Source organism: Paenibacillus sp. D9 (genome assembly GCF_001188365.1).
In the GTDB taxonomy this organism is placed as follows: domain Bacteria; phylum Bacillota; class Bacilli; order Paenibacillales; family Paenibacillaceae; genus Paenibacillus_O; species Paenibacillus_O humicus.
In genome coordinates this window covers 1,597,078-1,611,832 of record NZ_JZEJ01000001.1, presented here as the reverse complement: position 1 = coordinate 1,611,832, position 14,755 = coordinate 1,597,078, and the positions used below count along the sequence as shown (strand labels likewise).

Sequence of the window (14,755 nt, the reverse complement as noted above, 5' to 3'; positions counted from 1 at the left end):
GTGCCGATGGAATTCCGCATCTTCGCTTGCACCCCGGAATTCCGGCACCGCCGTTAGGAGCCAAAGAAGCAGGAATCGGAGCGGCGGGCGCGCGCAGCGGGAGGAAGGAAGGCCGCCTGCATATTTCCGCAAGCTTGGACATACCTCTGAAATAGAAAGGGGATGTACGGGTGGACAATCTCTGGATTTTTCTGCAAATCATCATGATCAACATTCTGCTCAGCGGGGACAATGCCGTCGTCATTGCGATGGCCAGCCGCCAGCTGCCCTCGCAGCAGCGCGAGCGCGCCGTATGGTGGGGATCCTTCGCCGCTGTCGGGCTGAGATGCCTGCTGACGCTCGCCGCCATCTCTCTGCTGCAGCTCCCTTACCTGCAGGCCGCAGGCTCCGTGCTGCTGGTATGGATCGCCGTCAAGCTGCTGCATGACGCCGAAGCGGGAAGGCGTCCCGGCACTTCCGGAGCGAGGCCGGCTGTCGCCGCAACCTTGGCCGGCGCCGTATGGACGATCGTCACGGCGGATTTCATCATGAGCCTCGACAATGTGCTTGCCGTTGCCGCCGTGGCGGACGGCGAACCCGTACTTATGATGCTCGGAATCGTCCTCAGCATACCGATGATCATCTGGGGCAGCCATGTGCTGGGCAAGCTTCTGGCCCGCTACCCGTCGCTCGTCTACGCAGGCTCCGGCCTGCTCGGATACGCAGCCGGCGAAATGCTCGTCTCCGATCCCGGCCTGCATGCCGTCTTCGCACGGATTCCGCTCGCCCATGCCGCTATCCCGGTGCTGTTCATTCCGCTCGTCATCGTGCTCGGCATCGCGACGATGAAGAAAAACCGGCCATGACTTTCCGCCGCTTGCGGCGACCCGAAGCCCGCTTCGGGTTTATTTCATTTCCCTGCTTGTTCCTGCTGGTATTTTTATTGCACTTCCTATAGAATAAGAAAGATATGAGCTGTCGTCTTCTGCCGTTGCTTCGGCAGGCGTTATGGGAAACGGGGGGATAGAAATTGATTCGCAATCAATATTCCGCCGGAATTGTTATCCTGCTGGCAGGGATTTTCATTCTTCTGGGCAGATTGGGAGTTTTCAGCTTTATCGGTTCGGTTTTTTGGCCGCTCTTCGTGCTGATTCCGGGCGTTCTGCTGCATGTGCTCTACTTTGGCCGGCTGATTCCTGCGGCAGCGCTGGTTCCGGGCGGTATGTTGTCCGTATATGCACTGGTGTTCCTGTTTAGCAACTGGTTCGGATGGGGGTACATGAAATTTCTGTGGCCTTTCTTCATTCTTGGACTGGCCGTCGGGCTGTATGAATACTACATGTTCGACTCTTCCCACCCAAAAAGCGCCTATTCGATCGCCTTGATCCTGGGCATCGTATGGGCGGCCTGCATGGCTTTCGTACTGCTTTGGAGCTGGGGTATTTACCTCATCGCCATCGTGCTTGTCGCTGTCGGCGGCTGGATGATGATGAGCAAGCGTGTCCGCTGGTAAGCTGGATGTCGGTCTATTTTTGAACACAAAGAGATGGAGTGGATTAGAAGTTATGCAAGCAAGAGAGAACATTCGCAATATCGCCATTATCGCGCACGTCGACCACGGCAAAACGACGCTTGTCGACAAGCTGCTGCAACAGTCCGGAACGTTCCGCGACCACGAAGTCGTCCATGAAAGGGCGATGGACTCCAACGATCTGGAGCGGGAGCGCGGCATTACGATTCTGGCGAAAAACACCGCGATCAACTATAAGAACTACCTCATCAACATCGTCGATACTCCCGGGCACGCCGACTTCGGCGGCGAAGTGGAGCGCATCATGAAGATGGTCGACGGCGTTCTGCTCGTCGTGGACGCTTTCGAAGGCTGCATGCCGCAGACGAAGTTCGTTCTGCGCAAAGCTCTCGAGCACAACCTGACCCCGATCGTCGTCCTGAACAAGATCGACCGTCCGAACGCGACTCCCGAGGCTGTCGTGGACGAGGTTCTCGACCTCTTCATCGAGCTTGGCGCCAATGACCAGCAGCTTGAATTTCCGGTCGTGTACGCTTCCGCTCTCATGGGCACATCCAGCATGACCCTGGATAAGCAGGACGAGAACATGGAAGCCATGTACGAAACGATCGTCCAGCATATCCCGCATCCGACCGAGAGCGTCACGGATCCGCTGCAATTCCTCGTCACGCTGCTTGACTATAACGAATACATGGGCCGCATCGCGATCGGCCGCGTCAACCGCGGCGTCATCCGCCAAGGCCAGACGGTCGCCGTCATGACCCGCGAAGGCGGAATCAAGCAAGCCCGGATCGAGAAGCTGTTCGGCTTCCAGGGACTGAAGCGCGTCGAGGTCGAGGAAGCGGCAGGCGGCGACATCGTCGCCATCGCCGGCATCAAGGACATCAACATCGGCGAGACGATCGCGGATCCCGCGAAGCCTGAAGCCCTGCCGGTGCTGGAGATCGACGAGCCGACGCTGCAGATGACGTTCCTCGTCAACAACAGCCCGTTCGCCGGACGCGAAGGCAAGTGGGTCACTTCCCGCAAGCTTCGCGAGCGCCTCTACAAAGAGCTCGAGACCGACGTCGCGCTGCGCGTCGAAGATACGGACAGCCCGGACGTCTTCATCGTATCGGGCCGGGGCGAGCTTCACCTCGGCATCCTGATCGAGAACATGCGCCGCGAAGGATACGAGCTGCAGGTTTCCAAGCCTGAGGTCATCGTCAAGGAAATCGACGGCGTGAAATCCGAGCCGTACGAGCGCCTGCTCATCGACGTTCCGGAAGAAAGCATGGGAGCCGTCATGGAGAGCCTTGGAACGCGCAAAGCGGAAATGGTCAACATGGTCAACAACGGCAACGGCCAGGTCCGCCTGGAATTCATCATTCCGGCACGCGGCCTGATCGGCTACCGGACCCATTTCCTGACGCTGACGCGCGGCTACGGCATCATGAACCATGCCTTCGACAGCTACGGTCCGATCGCCGGCTCCGGAGTCGGCGGACGCCACCAAGGCGTTCTGGTCGCAACCGAGAACGGCGTATCGACCTTCTACGGCATGATGGGCGTAGAAGACCGCGGCATTCTGTTCCTGGAGCCGGGCACGGAGATTTACGAAGGCATGATCGTCGGCGAGCATAACCGCGACCAGGACATCGTCGTCAACATCTGCAAGGAAAAGCAGCTGACGAACATCCGCTCCGCGACGAAGGACGATACGGTCCGGCTCAAAACGCCGCGCACGTACAGCCTCGAAGCTGCGCTGGAGTACCTCAACGACGACGAATACTGCGAAATCACGCCTAAATCCATCCGGATGCGCAAGAAGCTCCTGAACAAGAGCGAACGCGAGCGTGCCGAGAAGCAGCGCAAAACTTCGGCAAACGTATAATCGGTTCAAGCGGCTTGCCTGAATCATGAACGTAACAGCGGCGATTGGGGCCGGCCAGCCGGCCGGCATCCAAATTCGCCGCTTGTTCGTCTTTATGATATCGGGCCTGCCGGCATTGATATCCACTCAAGGAGGAGAACTGGGATGCAGCATTGGCTCAGCGAGCATGCGCTCGTATCGTATATCCTGATTCTGGCAGGGGTTATCTATATCTTCAACAAGGTATTCCGTCCGCAGCAGCGCTTGCCGATTCTCAAGGAAATTCTGGTCTACGTCATCATGGCTATCGGTTCGGCCATTCTGGTCGTCTTCCAGATCGACAAGCTTCCGATCATTCAATGCATGGCGGTTGCCGTCCTGCTGATGTTCATGCTGAGGATCCGGCAGTTCAACGACCGCCGGCAAGCCAAACGCCAAAATGCGCCTGGAGCCGGAGAAAGCTAGGCAGGCCCGAAATACGATGGAAGCAAGTGGCCTCCGCCCTTGACGGCGGGGGACATAGCGCTGTGAAGAAAGGAAATCCGAGGCAGGATGACGGTTCCTTTCGGACAGATGAAGGAGAATTTATGACTACTGGCAACGGATCTCCCCCGCGCCGGCCGGGCAGCAGCCCGCCGGCAGGACGAGGCGCCCGCAATGGCGCCGTCAAGAAACGCAAGCCCCGGTTTTGGATGCGAAGGTTCATGCTGTTCGCCGCTCTGCTTGTTTTCATTGCGGTCGGTTACGGCGTCTATCTGTTCATGGACGCGAACAAGGCCATCAAGGAGATGAGCTACGGCACGAGCTCCGAAGTCGGCTCGATCGGCAGCAGCCCGTTCGGCATGCTGGTCATGGGAGTCGATACGCGGGGAGAAGGGGGCTTGCTGAATACCGATGTCCTTATGGCGGCTGCGTTCAATCCCAAGACCAAAAGCGCGGTCGTCGTCTCCATTCCGCGCGATTCCCGAATAGAGGTCAAAGGCTACAAAACCCGCAAGGTCAACAGCTATTATTCCGCTTTTCTGCGCAATGCCAAGAGCGAAGGGAAGGGCATCTCCCAAGAGAGCGCGGAGCATGCCGCAGCCAAGGGGATGAAGGAGGCCATTGGCCGTTTTCTCGGCATTCCGATCGCCTATTCGGCGAACGTCAACTTCCAGGGCTTCGCCGACGTGGTGGATGCGCTCGGAGGCGTGAACGTCAACGTGGACATGGATATGGACTACGACGACCATGCCGGCCAGCCCGGCGGCACAAGCATCCATCTGCGCAAGGGCGAGCAGAAGCTCGGCGGCGAGGATGCGCTTGGATTTGTGCGCTACCGCAAATCCAACGACGGCAAGAACATGTCGAGCGACTTCGAGCGCAACGAGCGCCAGGAGCAGGTCGTCGGGGCGATTACGGACCGGATGATGTCGGTGCCGGGCCTGCTGCGCCTGGGCAATGTATTTGGAGCCGTCGGAGGCAATGTGAAGACGGATATGCCCGCATCGGATATTCGGGAAATGATGAGGGTATACTTCGGCATCTCCAAGGAGGATATTACGTTCATTCCTTTGACCGGAGAGTGGAGAAGCCCCTATGTGTATCTGGACGAGGCCGTCGTTGCGAAGGCGAGCAAGGCGCTCCAGTCCAAACTGGATGAATGACCGTCGTGGACGGCGCATACGTATGTTATACTACAACTACGAAGCCGACATCAGGATCCGATTCTAATTCCGGGAGGCAGGGCGAATGGCGGAGCTCCTTGCGCATGGCGGCATCATGATTTCCGTAGGCCGTGCATCGGCATCCGGCACGCGCCTTCATGGCAGAGGCCCGTCCTCTGCGGCTTGGCCATGGGAACTCGCCGTTCCTCCAAAGCCAAAAAAGCCTAGTGACCTGTCACTAGGCTTTTTGCGCTTTGGCGCCGCTCAGCGATGTGCAGCCGGCGCGGCGGCTTTGTGCATGCCGTCCATCGGAGCTGGCGATGCGGCATTCCGGTTTTCCGGAGCCGTATTGCGAGGCAGCTGCGGCACGATGCGGCCGACGATGTCGGCCATTTCCTCCGCGAAGCCTTGAATCGGGCGTCCGCGGCGGATGTCGGCGCCCAGCTCCGACAGCCGCTGGTTGACGTCCATGTCCGCCGTCACGATGGCTCGGACGCCGACCGGGTCATTGCGAAGCGCTTGGGCGACGGCATACTTGATCGTTCCGACACGGGAGCGGTCGACGCTGCCGTCGACATCGATGCCGACGACGGCTGTGTTGCCGGCCACGACCGCATGGGCTTTGCGCACGCCCTCCACCCGGGAGGCGAGTTCCTCCAGGTGCTTGGCCGCCTGGGCCGAGCCGACCGTTTTTTCCGGCTCTGGATCGGTTTGCTTCGTACGAATACGCTGGTCTTCAGCAGGGGAAGGAGAATCGCCCTTATGGGCGACCGTGCCGCAGCCGGTCGCCGTCAGGCATAGAATCAAAGCTGCCGACAGCCATTTTTTCATGTTAGGGACACCTGACCTTTCCGTCGATGCTTGATCGTAGAACCGAACCTAGTTTGTCCCTGTTCCGGTAGGGCTATGTAACCATCGCATGTGGACCGGAATTATAAGGCGCCAGGAGGGGTTGCTTCGTGACCAAAATCTTCGTACTGGATACAAATGTGCTGCTTCATGATCCGCAGGCTCTCTACGCTTTCGACGACAACGAAGTCATCATTCCGGCTGTCGTGCTGGAGGAGATCGATTCCAAAAAACGGCTGGCCGACGAGCTGGGGCGCAATGCGCGCCATGTGTCGCGGCTGCTTGACGGAATGAGGGAAGAGGGCAGGCTGCATGAAGGCATTCCGCTCCCGAGGGGCGGACTGCTCAAGGTGGAGCTGAACCACCGCAGCTATGTACGGGTGCAGGAAATGTTCGGGGAGATGTCCAATGACAACCGCATTCTGGCTGTCGCCCTGAATTACCATATGGAGGAAGAAGAGGATGGAGCGGGCCGCGACGTCGTGCTCGTCAGCAAGGATGTGCTGGTGCGGATCAAGGCCGATGTGCTCGGCCTGCAAGCCGAAGATTATTTGTCCGATCGGGCTGTGGAGCCGTCGGATGTGTACACGGGGACGGCGACCTTGTTCGTCCATCCGTCCATCATCGATGAGTTTTATTCCTACCGGTTCCTGAGCATCAAGAGCCTGCAGCTGTCCTCCAGGCTCCATCCCAACGAATTCATCATTCTGAGGGATGAGCTCGGCACTTCCAAGAGCGCCCTGCTGAAGGTAAGCCAGGATGGGGCGAGGCTGGAGCCGCTGTACCTGAGCAATGATCCCGTCTGGGGCATCACCGCCCGCAACGCCCAGCAGCGGATGGCGCTGGAGCTGCTCCTGAACGACGATATACCGCTCGTGACGCTGACCGGCAAGGCGGGTACAGGCAAGACGCTGCTTGCTCTCGCGGCCGGTCTGCTCAAGATCGAGGATGAGCATAAATACAAGAAGCTGCTGATCGCGCGTCCCGTCGTCCCGATGGGCAAGGATATCGGCTACCTCCCGGGAGAGAAGGACGAGAAGCTGCGCCCATGGATGCAGCCGATCTACGACAACCTGGAATTCCTCTTCGATACCAAGAAGTCCGGCGATATCGACAAGATTCTGATGGGACTCGGCAGCATTCAGGTCGAGGCGCTGACCTATATCCGCGGTCGCTCCATCCCGGGCCAGTTCATCATCATCGACGAGGCGCAGAATCTCAGCCGGCATGAGGTGAAGACCATTGTCTCCCGCGTCGGCGAGGGGAGCAAGATCGTGCTGATGGGCGATCCCGAGCAGATCGACCATCCGTATCTGGATTCCATGAGCAACGGTCTGACCCATATCGTCGAAAGCTTCAAGCAGGAAGGGCTGAGCGGGCATATCAACCTGGAAAAGGGAGAGCGCTCCAAGCTGGCTCAGCTTGCGGCCGACCTGCTTTAGAGATGAGGGAATACGCCTCCTGCATTGCGGGAGGCCTTTTTTGTCGTCTGACCGATGCCGGGCATTCGCCCAAAGCGGGAGATGAGGGAGCGGCCATGCCGCTGTCTGTCGTCGGCCTCCGCTGTCTTGCGCGGTGCTCGGCTGCCTGCATGCTGTTCCCGCCTGCACGCTGTTCCTCCTTTCAAGAGGCTTTTGAAGTCCTAGTCTCTCGGCCCCAACCTATGCGGAAGGGAATTGCTGCAAGGAGCATCCGGCCTATTTTTTTGCCCGGCCGGGCAGACAGATACCGGAAACTTTGATAGGATGAAGGAAGACAGGTCCGAAAGGAGGGCGGCGTCGATGGCGCGAAAAAAATACCTGCTGCTGCCGGGAGCCGCTCTCGCCGCCGCTCTGCTGCTCGTTCAGCAGGAGCATCCCGCCGAGGATCCTCCGGGCGGCGCTCAGCCTTCCGCTGTCTGGGACGAGCCTCCTGCCGGCGGCGGTGAAAAAGCCGAGCAGCGCGAACGGCTGACTGTAAGCGTTTCCCTGGATGAACAGGAATACGCCGCTCTGTCGGAACGAAGCCGCCTGTGGTCGCAGAAGCATCCCGGCTGGGATATCCAGCTGGTGAATTCTCCCCCGGCAGAGACGGGAACAGGCGAGTGGAGGCGCCGGGCGCTGCTTGGAGAGGCGGGAGACATCGTGCTCCTGCCGAGCTCGGAGATCATCCCTCTAGCTGCAGCCGGCGTCCTTCTGCCGCTGGACAAGCTGATGGGGGGCAGCGCCGGCTTCGGAGGAAGCGGGGCATTCTGGGAGCCGCTTTACTGGAACGGCTACTTATGGGGAGTGCCCCGGGATGCGGACCCGGATGTGCTGGTATGGAAGGACAGCAAGCTGATGGAGGCAGCTCTGACGCGGCCTCCGTCGGCATGGGAAGAGTTGCAGCTGGCTGCCGGCGGCCATCCCGGCGTCGCCACCGTCCTGATCGGAAGAGACGATGCGGGAGCAGCCGCAGCATGGGTTGCCGGATGGAAGCCGGAAGCCGGGGCCGAGCAGCTGCCGGAGCGCCTCAAGCAGGCGCTGTCGGGCAGAGGGGATGGCGGCAGGATGCAGGCTTACTCCTCCTATGAGGAAGCGGAGGCGGCTCTGGCAGCGGGAAAAGCATTTTCCGCCATCCTTCCGTGGTCCGAATACAGGCGATGGAATCCTGGAGAAGGTTTTACGCCCGATTACCGCCTGGCACTCGATACCGCCTCGCTGCGAATGCGGAGTTATGGAATCATGGCCACGAGCGCAAATCCCGACGCCGCTGCGGCCTGGATCGCGGGAGTGACGGAGACGGCTGCCGGGAAGGAGTCTGCAGATGAGGCGTACAGGCTGCTGCCGAAGCAGAGCCTGTACGCCGGAGACTCATCCGGAGATGGCGGCTTTCCGGCAGACTGGCAGCCGCAGCTGTTCCAGGGCAAGGAGGGGCGGCTTCGGCTACACGGGGCCGACTTGCTGGCACCGCTCTGGAAATCTTATTGGAACGCCGGGGGCGGAATGTCGCCGGAGCAGCTGGCGTCTTCCTGGCTTCAAGCCATCGAAAAGCGGCCCTCCGTAAAATGAGGGCCGCCATTCGGCGATGCTTTATATTCACAATGAGAAGCCGAACCGGATGACAAGCTCATGCTCCTCGACCTGGACGGAGGTCACTTTGAGGAAGGAAATGAACTTGCCGGGATAAAAGCCGACGTCGAAAGTCCGCAATAACTCATCCATCGTCTCCCGGGGCAGCTTGTAGCCGTTGAAGACGAGCTCATCCATCCGGAACTTGATGCCGTTTTTGGGTGTATCCACGACTTCATAAATGCCGGAAGCCTCCACGCTCATGGACCCGTCGCTTCCTCCCGCCTGGACCTTGCCGTCCCCGAACCGGAACTGGAAGCCCTTGAGGCTGTCATCCTGCTCGGCGAGGAAGGAATTCAGCGCATCATCCGGCAGCCGGAGCGTGTAGCCGCCGCTTTCCAGCTTGACATAATCGGGATGGTTCTCGAGCCAGGCGGGCAGCTTGTTCATCGCCTTGGACATCAAGCGGAAGTAGGCCTGGACTTCGGCCCGTCCGCTGTTCTGCCATATTTCGCCCAGCTGGGCGATCTGCCGTTTCGCGGCTTCCGGATCGCTGCTGCCTCCGATGCCTTCCTGGAGCTGGCGATCCAGCTCCTCGGCGCGGGCTTTTTGCTGCAGCAGATTCTGCTCGGCTGCGTCAAGCTCTGCTTTTTGCCGCTGAAGCTCCGCTTGGCTTGACCTCAGCTCCTCGGATTCGGCCCGGTATTCCGCGATCGCCTTCCTGTCCCCGTCCATCAGCAAATCCATCATGTCCACGATACGGAACAAATCCCCGAGATTGCGGATTTGAAACAAAGCGTTCCATAGCATGTCCTTGCGGCCGGTGTAATAGCGGCTCAGCGCTTCTCCCGCTCTTTGCTTGCGTTCGCGAAGCTGCTCCTCCTGCTGCTTCAGCTGGAGGGTGGAAGCGTCGAGCCGCTTTTGCAGCGCGTCCTTGCGGCTGGCGATCCGCTCCAAATCCCGGTCCAGCTCCAGGACGGCGAGGCTTTTCTCCATCAGCTGGCGGTCATCGTCCGAGGAAGGGACGGGTACGGCTTGCGCATAGGCCTGGTCCGCGCCGATCGGTCCGGAGAAGGGGAACGCCCCAGGCAGCGGGCTGAGAAGGAGGACTGCCAGCAGGGAGAGAAGGATCCGGCCAGGGAGTCTTGTTTTCATGGCGTCTTCGGAAGATCCCCTCCTTCTTGTCCGAGGCCATTGAAAAAGTTGTCGCTGCGTTCACGGATCATTCTTCCGATCGCTGTTGTCCCCGTATTTCTCTGATTCCTGCCGTTTTTGCGGTCGAAATCCGGTGACAAACGTTTCTCCAGAACGATTCCGCGACTTTCGCTTGTTTTTCATCGGCCTTCTTGTCCATCGGGTTCCTTCTTACCTTATGCCGTCTTGAGCCCTCAGATGCAAAGAACCGCCCGGACAGAAGTCCGGGCGGTTCTTGTGCGTGAAGGCCTTGGGGCTGAATCAGAACGGCAATCCCATCTTGAAGACGGTCCAATAGCTGAAGCCCAGGAAGGTGAGAATCATATAGGCCCAGAACATCAGTATGTAGGTGCGCTCCGTAAAGTTCAGGTAGCCCAAGAAGAAGAAGGCGATGGCTTGGAAGAAGAACAGAAGCGAAAACTCCGTCATATCTCCAGCGAAGGCCATGAGGGCGATCACAAGACACCAAAAGCCAAGTACGCGAAACATGCGCGCCATGAGGTAATCCCCCTCTCCATCTCGTGTTGCATGCTAAAGAACATTATAGCGTTTCAGGCAATCACTGTAAACCGCTTTCGCAGGTTCCTCGAAGCCTTTTTTGCTTGTCCGCCGCCTGCCGCTTCTAGGATTGCCCCCATAAAGGACGAATATGTATGAGCCTCTGCAAAATTGGAAATACAATTTAGTAACGATAGATTCTATGAACTCTACCAAGGGCATAGGGATAAAGAAAGTGCGTTTACGTTAGGAGGTTGTAGCGAGCATGACAGCAGTCAGGCAAGATGCATGGAGCCCGGACGACGATCTGATTCTCGCCGAGGTGACACTAAGACATATCCGCGATGGCGGTACCCAGCTCGGAGCATTCGAAGAGGTGGGGGAGAAGATTGCCAGAACGCCCGCGGCCTGCGGGTTCAGATGGAACAGCTGCGTACGCAAGCGGTATGAGGAAGCGATTCAGCTCGCCAAGCAGCAGCGGCAGAAACGGAATTATTTGAAGAAACAGGCGCCGGCTGCCTCCCATGTTTCCGCCTTGGCGGAACCGGCTGCCGAGCCTGCAGCCTTGCTCGATTCGGCATACGGCGACGATGCGATCGCGGTCGAAGCCGTCATCCGGTATTTGAAGCAATGGAAAACAACCTTCTCCGACCTGCAGCGGCATGTCAAGCGCCTGGAGAGAGAGCTGTCCAGCCGCAACGAGGAGCTGAGCAGCCTCAGGGAGATCAACGACCGTCTGTCCCGGGAAGCGAACCATGTCCAGCTGGACTATCAGTCCGTCAACGACGACTACAAGACCTTGCTTCAGATCATGGACCGCGCGAGGCGCCTCACGGTGCTGAACGAGGACGACGAGCTGAAGCCGCGATTCAAGATGGATGCCAACGGCAACCTGGAGCGCATTGAGTGATGCCATGCGAACGGTTCTTCCGATCAACCGGAAGGGCCGTTTTTTTGCTGCCGCGGATGCTTGCGCCATCCGGGTCTGGTACAATCGCCGAAGGAGGAATGAAGCCATGAAAATAACGGTCATAGGAGCAGGCTCGATCGGACTTCTCTACGCGGCGCGCTTGTCGCTGGCGGGAGAGGATGTGCGCGCGCTCGTCCGCACGAGGCGGCATGCCGAGGCGCTGCGGGAGGACGGAATCATGCTCAAGACGCATGAAGGGGAATTCGCCGTCCCCATCGAAGCGGCAGCGCTGGAGGATGCCGGCAACGGCAGCGGCCGCGGAAATGCTATGGAGCCCCGCTGGTTCATCCTCAGCGTCAAGCAGACGGCGCTTGACGCGCCGCTGCTTGGCCGGTTGGCCCTGCTGGCCGGCCCGCAGGACGCCATGCTGTGCCTTCAGAACGGAATCGGACATATGGAGCGCCTGAATCAGTCTCTTCCCGATGTCGCTCTCTATGCGGGCGTGACGAGCGAAGGAGCGATGAGGGAAGACGCCCGGACGGTGATCCATACCGGTCTCGGGGAGCTCCATTACGGCGCGGCGAACGAAGCGGCGTCCGCCAGCCGCGCGGCGAAGCTGCGAGGGATGTGGCAGAAGGCCGCGGACAAGGCAGGAATCGCCGCTTTTTTGTCGAACGATATGGAAAACCGCATTTACCGCAAGCTGCTGCTCAATGCCGTGATCAATCCGCTTACCGCGCTGTACGGAATCCGCAACGGAGAGCTTCCGTCCCATCCGCAGGCCGGCAAGCTGATGGAAGCGCTGCATGAGGAGACGGCGGCCATTCTCGCCCGTGCCGGATTGGCGCTCGACGGCAGCGAGCGGGCACGCCTGCTGGAAGTATGCCGGCTGACCGCCGGCAACGTCTCTTCCATGCTGGCGGATATAAGGGCAGGCCGCAGAAGCGAGATCGACAGCATCAACGGGGCGGTTGCTTCTCTGGCCGGAACGCTCGGTGTGGACGCTCCGCTCAACCAAGCCGCCGCAGCGATGGTAAAGGCGCTGGAACCGTAGGAAAGGGCGATGTCCGTGTTCGTTTGGGAAAGCTTGAAAACAGCTTACGCACTGCTCGCGATGATACCTTTTATACCCTTTGCGCTCATTTTTTTCACTGCCCGGGCTGTTACCGGGGACCGCAAGCGATCGCTGCGGCTGGCGATGGATATTACGACCGCTCTGCTGATCGGATGCGTCGCGGTGCTGTTCAACCGGATTTTCTCCAATTCGTTCGGCCTGTACGGCATTCTGCTCGTCATGCTCATCGGCGGCGGCCTGCTCGGCAACCTTCAATTCCGCAAGCGCGGGCAGGTCGATGTCCGCAAAATATTCCGCGCGATTTGGCGGCTCGGTTTTTTCGCCATGGGAATCATGTACATCGTTCTCATGGCGGCCGGCATCGCCCAGCATATGTTCCGGGTGTAGCAGAATCTGTACTAATTTCGGTTACGGTTTTGACGGGTACCCGCTCAAGGTGTACAATCGTAGCGAAAGCTTCGCATTTACAGCTGGGGGGTTGCAGGTTACCCGATGAATATGGAGACGATTTGCCTGCCTTTTGGCCAGCCGCTTGCCGATGATTACATCGGCCGCAAGCGCGAGGCGCTTGAGCCGCTGCTCGGCTATCATGCCGCAGATGAGGAACATTGGAAGACGCGGCTGCGCCGGCTCAGAAATCATGAAGGCTTGCGTGCCGACAGCCGAAGCGTGGCTGCCGCAGTGAAGAAGTACCAAGAGCCGTTCGGACTATCCGAACAGGTCCGCTCCAATCTGGAATTGCTGGAGCAAGGGTCGCCCGTCGTCGTCGGCGGCCAGCAGGCCGTACTGTGGACCGGTCCCTTGATGATCATACATAAGGCGGTGACGATCCTGCAGACCGCCGAATGGGCATCACGCCTGCTTGGCGAGACCGTCGTGCCGGTGTTTTGGATCGCCGGCGAGGATCACGACTGGGACGAGGCCAGCCAGACTTTCGTGCCCGATGCCGGAGGGACGGGTACCCGCAAGCTGTCCACGCCAAGACCGGGCAGCGGCCGCTCTTCCGTCAGCCGGACGCAGCTCGATCCCGGGATGCTTGGGGAGGCGCTCGCCCAGCTCGAAGCGGCTCTGCCCGACAGCCCGCATAAGCTTGCGCTGTGCGCCGAGCTGCGGCATGGCTCGGAGAGCTGCAGGACGCTGACGGAACTGTTCGCCTTGATGCTGAACGCCTTGTTCGGAGAGAAGGGACTGCTCCTCGTCGATGCCGACGATCCGGGACTGCGCAGCCTGGAGGGGCCGATGTTCTCCGAGCTCGTATCGCGCAACGCCCAGCTCGAGCAGGCATTCCTTGCGGGCACCGCCAGTGTGGAAGAGCTTGGATACAAGCCGCAGGCCGACCTTGCGGAAGGAGGCGCCAACCTGTTCCTCTTCCACCAAGATGGGGAAGCCGGCGCCGAAGAGAGGGTGCTTCTCCACCGCAGAGGCGACCGTTTCGAGGATCGCAAGGGACTCGTCTCGCTCAGTTCCCGAGAACTGGCGTCCATCGCCGAGCGGCAGCCTGAGCGGCTGAGCAACAATGTGTTCACGAGACCTCTCATGCAGGAGTTTCTGTTCCCTGTCCTCTCGACGGTGCTTGGTCCCGGAGAGATCGCCTATTGGGCTCAGACCGGGGCCGCATTCCGCGAACTGGGGATGGAGATGCCGATCCTGACGCCGCGGCTCTCCTTCACGCTGCTGGAACCGGCAGCGGCCAAAACGATGGAGGCGTACGGAATCTCCTTTGAAGACGCTCTCGGCGGAATCGAAGCCAAGAAGAAGCAGTGGCTCGCCGGCAGCGGACATTACGGCATCAGCGAGCGCTTCCAGGAAGCGCTGCTGCGCATGCGGGACGCCTACAGCCCTGCGCTGGCGATGGCCGCATCCGTGGAGAAGGGGTTGGCGGATCTTGGCGAGAACAACTGGAGCCGCATTGCCCGTGAAATCCAGTACATGGAAGACAAGACCAAAAAAGCGCTGGAGAGCAGGGAGCAGACCGCACTGGACCGGATGGATGCGCTCGGAACGGCAGTATGTCCGGAAGGCCGTCCGCAGGAGCGGGTTCTGGCATCCGTGTACTATTTGAACGTATATGGCCGCAGATGGCTGGACGTTTTGCTCGCGGCTCCTTTCGAGCCTTGCGCGGGACATAGGCTGGTACGCTTGTAAGCAGCGGCGGCCCGGCGCCGTCCGACATCAGAATGGAATCATGGAAG

Annotated in this window: 14 protein-coding genes; 11 read left to right on the top strand and 3 right to left on the bottom strand. The window is 59.7% G+C overall.

The window, feature by feature from the left end; all coding sequences use genetic code 11:
- The first annotated feature begins 170 nt into the window (after positions 1-170).
- From VE23_RS07525 to VE23_RS07505, 5 genes are all read left to right on the top strand, one after another.
- Positions 171-845, top strand: a complete 675-nt coding sequence (locus tag VE23_RS07525) for a TerC family protein (protein ID WP_232312782.1) — start codon at positions 171-173, stop codon at positions 843-845.
- A 164-nt stretch (positions 846-1,009) separates the two neighbouring features.
- Complete coding sequence (locus VE23_RS07520; RefSeq protein WP_021877501.1) at positions 1,010-1,492, top strand: hypothetical protein; 483 nt, start codon at positions 1,010-1,012, stop codon at positions 1,490-1,492.
- Positions 1,493-1,544: 52 nt separating this feature from the next.
- Positions 1,545-3,383 carry a translational GTPase TypA gene (gene typA / locus VE23_RS07515; protein WP_048744425.1) on the top strand — a complete coding sequence of 613 codons (1,839 nt, stop codon included), beginning with the start codon at positions 1,545-1,547 and terminating at the stop codon, positions 3,381-3,383.
- 144 nt (positions 3,384-3,527) lie between these two features.
- Complete coding sequence (locus VE23_RS07510; protein ID WP_048744427.1) at positions 3,528-3,827, top strand: YlaH-like family protein; 300 nt, start codon at positions 3,528-3,530, stop codon at positions 3,825-3,827.
- Positions 3,828-3,949: 122 nt separating this feature from the next.
- Positions 3,950-5,008, top strand: a complete 1,059-nt coding sequence (locus VE23_RS07505; protein WP_069202438.1) for an LCP family protein — start codon at positions 3,950-3,952, stop codon at positions 5,006-5,008.
- 264 nt (positions 5,009-5,272) lie between these two features.
- Here VE23_RS07505 and VE23_RS07500 read toward each other — a convergent pair whose 3' ends face one another.
- Entirely contained in the window at positions 5,273-5,839 is a 567-nt protein-coding gene (locus tag VE23_RS07500) for a YhcN/YlaJ family sporulation lipoprotein (RefSeq protein WP_021877498.1), read from the bottom strand.
- Positions 5,840-5,967: 128 nt separating this feature from the next.
- Here VE23_RS07500 and VE23_RS07495 point away from each other — a divergent pair, with 128 nt between their 5' ends.
- Positions 5,968-7,299, top strand: a complete 1,332-nt coding sequence (locus VE23_RS07495; RefSeq protein ID WP_021877497.1) for a PhoH family protein — start codon at positions 5,968-5,970, stop codon at positions 7,297-7,299.
- A 339-nt stretch (positions 7,300-7,638) separates the two neighbouring features.
- On the top strand, positions 7,639-8,886 hold the full coding sequence (locus VE23_RS07490) for an extracellular solute-binding protein (RefSeq protein ID WP_021877496.1): 1,248 nt from the start codon (positions 7,639-7,641) through the stop codon (positions 8,884-8,886).
- A gap of 27 nt (positions 8,887-8,913) precedes the next feature.
- On the opposite strand, the gene VE23_RS07485 is transcribed toward VE23_RS07490, so the two are convergent.
- Both VE23_RS07485 and VE23_RS07480 read right to left on the bottom strand, forming a co-directional pair.
- Entirely contained in the window at positions 8,914-10,041 is a 1,128-nt protein-coding gene (locus VE23_RS07485; RefSeq protein WP_021877495.1) for a coiled-coil domain-containing protein, read from the bottom strand.
- Positions 10,042-10,341: 300 nt separating this feature from the next.
- Positions 10,342-10,578 carry a DUF2626 family protein gene (locus tag VE23_RS07480; RefSeq protein ID WP_048744429.1) on the bottom strand — a complete coding sequence of 79 codons (237 nt, stop codon included), beginning with the start codon at positions 10,576-10,578 and terminating at the stop codon, positions 10,342-10,344.
- A 265-nt stretch (positions 10,579-10,843) separates the two neighbouring features.
- On the opposite strand from VE23_RS07480, the gene VE23_RS07475 reads away from it, so the two are divergent.
- The 4 genes from VE23_RS07475 to bshC all read left to right on the top strand — a co-directional run bounded on the left by VE23_RS07475 (position 10,844) and on the right by bshC (position 14,708).
- Positions 10,844-11,488, top strand: a complete 645-nt coding sequence (locus tag VE23_RS07475; protein WP_021877493.1) for an RsfA family transcriptional regulator — start codon at positions 10,844-10,846, stop codon at positions 11,486-11,488.
- Between the two features lie 106 nt (positions 11,489-11,594).
- Entirely contained in the window at positions 11,595-12,542 is a 948-nt protein-coding gene (locus VE23_RS07470) for a ketopantoate reductase family protein (protein ID WP_049867678.1), read from the top strand.
- 9 nt (positions 12,543-12,551) lie between these two features.
- Entirely contained in the window at positions 12,552-12,950 is a 399-nt protein-coding gene (locus VE23_RS07465) for a DUF3397 domain-containing protein (RefSeq protein ID WP_021877491.1), read from the top strand.
- 105 nt (positions 12,951-13,055) lie between these two features.
- Complete coding sequence (gene bshC / locus VE23_RS07460; RefSeq protein WP_048744433.1) at positions 13,056-14,708, top strand: bacillithiol biosynthesis cysteine-adding enzyme BshC; 1,653 nt, start codon at positions 13,056-13,058, stop codon at positions 14,706-14,708.
- Positions 14,709-14,755 lie beyond the last annotated feature (47 nt).

Coding starts and splice junctions, on each gene's coding strand:
- VE23_RS07475 (WP_021877493.1), top strand. CDS start 10,844: ATGACAGCAGTCAGGCAAGATGCATGGAGCCCGGACGACGATCTGATT.
- VE23_RS07480 (WP_048744429.1), bottom strand. CDS start 10,578: ATGGCGCGCATGTTTCGCGTACTTGGCTTTTGGTGTCTTGTGATCGCC.
- bshC (WP_048744433.1), top strand. CDS start 13,056: ATGAATATGGAGACGATTTGCCTGCCTTTTGGCCAGCCGCTTGCCGAT.
- VE23_RS07485 (WP_021877495.1), bottom strand. CDS start 10,041: ATGAAAACAAGACTCCCTGGCCGGATCCTTCTCTCCCTGCTGGCAGTC.
- VE23_RS07465 (WP_021877491.1), top strand. CDS start 12,552: ATGTCCGTGTTCGTTTGGGAAAGCTTGAAAACAGCTTACGCACTGCTC.
- VE23_RS07505 (WP_069202438.1), top strand. CDS start 3,950: ATGACTACTGGCAACGGATCTCCCCCGCGCCGGCCGGGCAGCAGCCCG.
- VE23_RS07500 (WP_021877498.1), bottom strand. CDS start 5,839: ATGAAAAAATGGCTGTCGGCAGCTTTGATTCTATGCCTGACGGCGACC.
- VE23_RS07490 (WP_021877496.1), top strand. CDS start 7,639: ATGGCGCGAAAAAAATACCTGCTGCTGCCGGGAGCCGCTCTCGCCGCC.
- VE23_RS07510 (WP_048744427.1), top strand. CDS start 3,528: ATGCAGCATTGGCTCAGCGAGCATGCGCTCGTATCGTATATCCTGATT.
- VE23_RS07470 (WP_049867678.1), top strand. CDS start 11,595: ATGAAAATAACGGTCATAGGAGCAGGCTCGATCGGACTTCTCTACGCG.
- typA (WP_048744425.1), top strand. CDS start 1,545: ATGCAAGCAAGAGAGAACATTCGCAATATCGCCATTATCGCGCACGTC.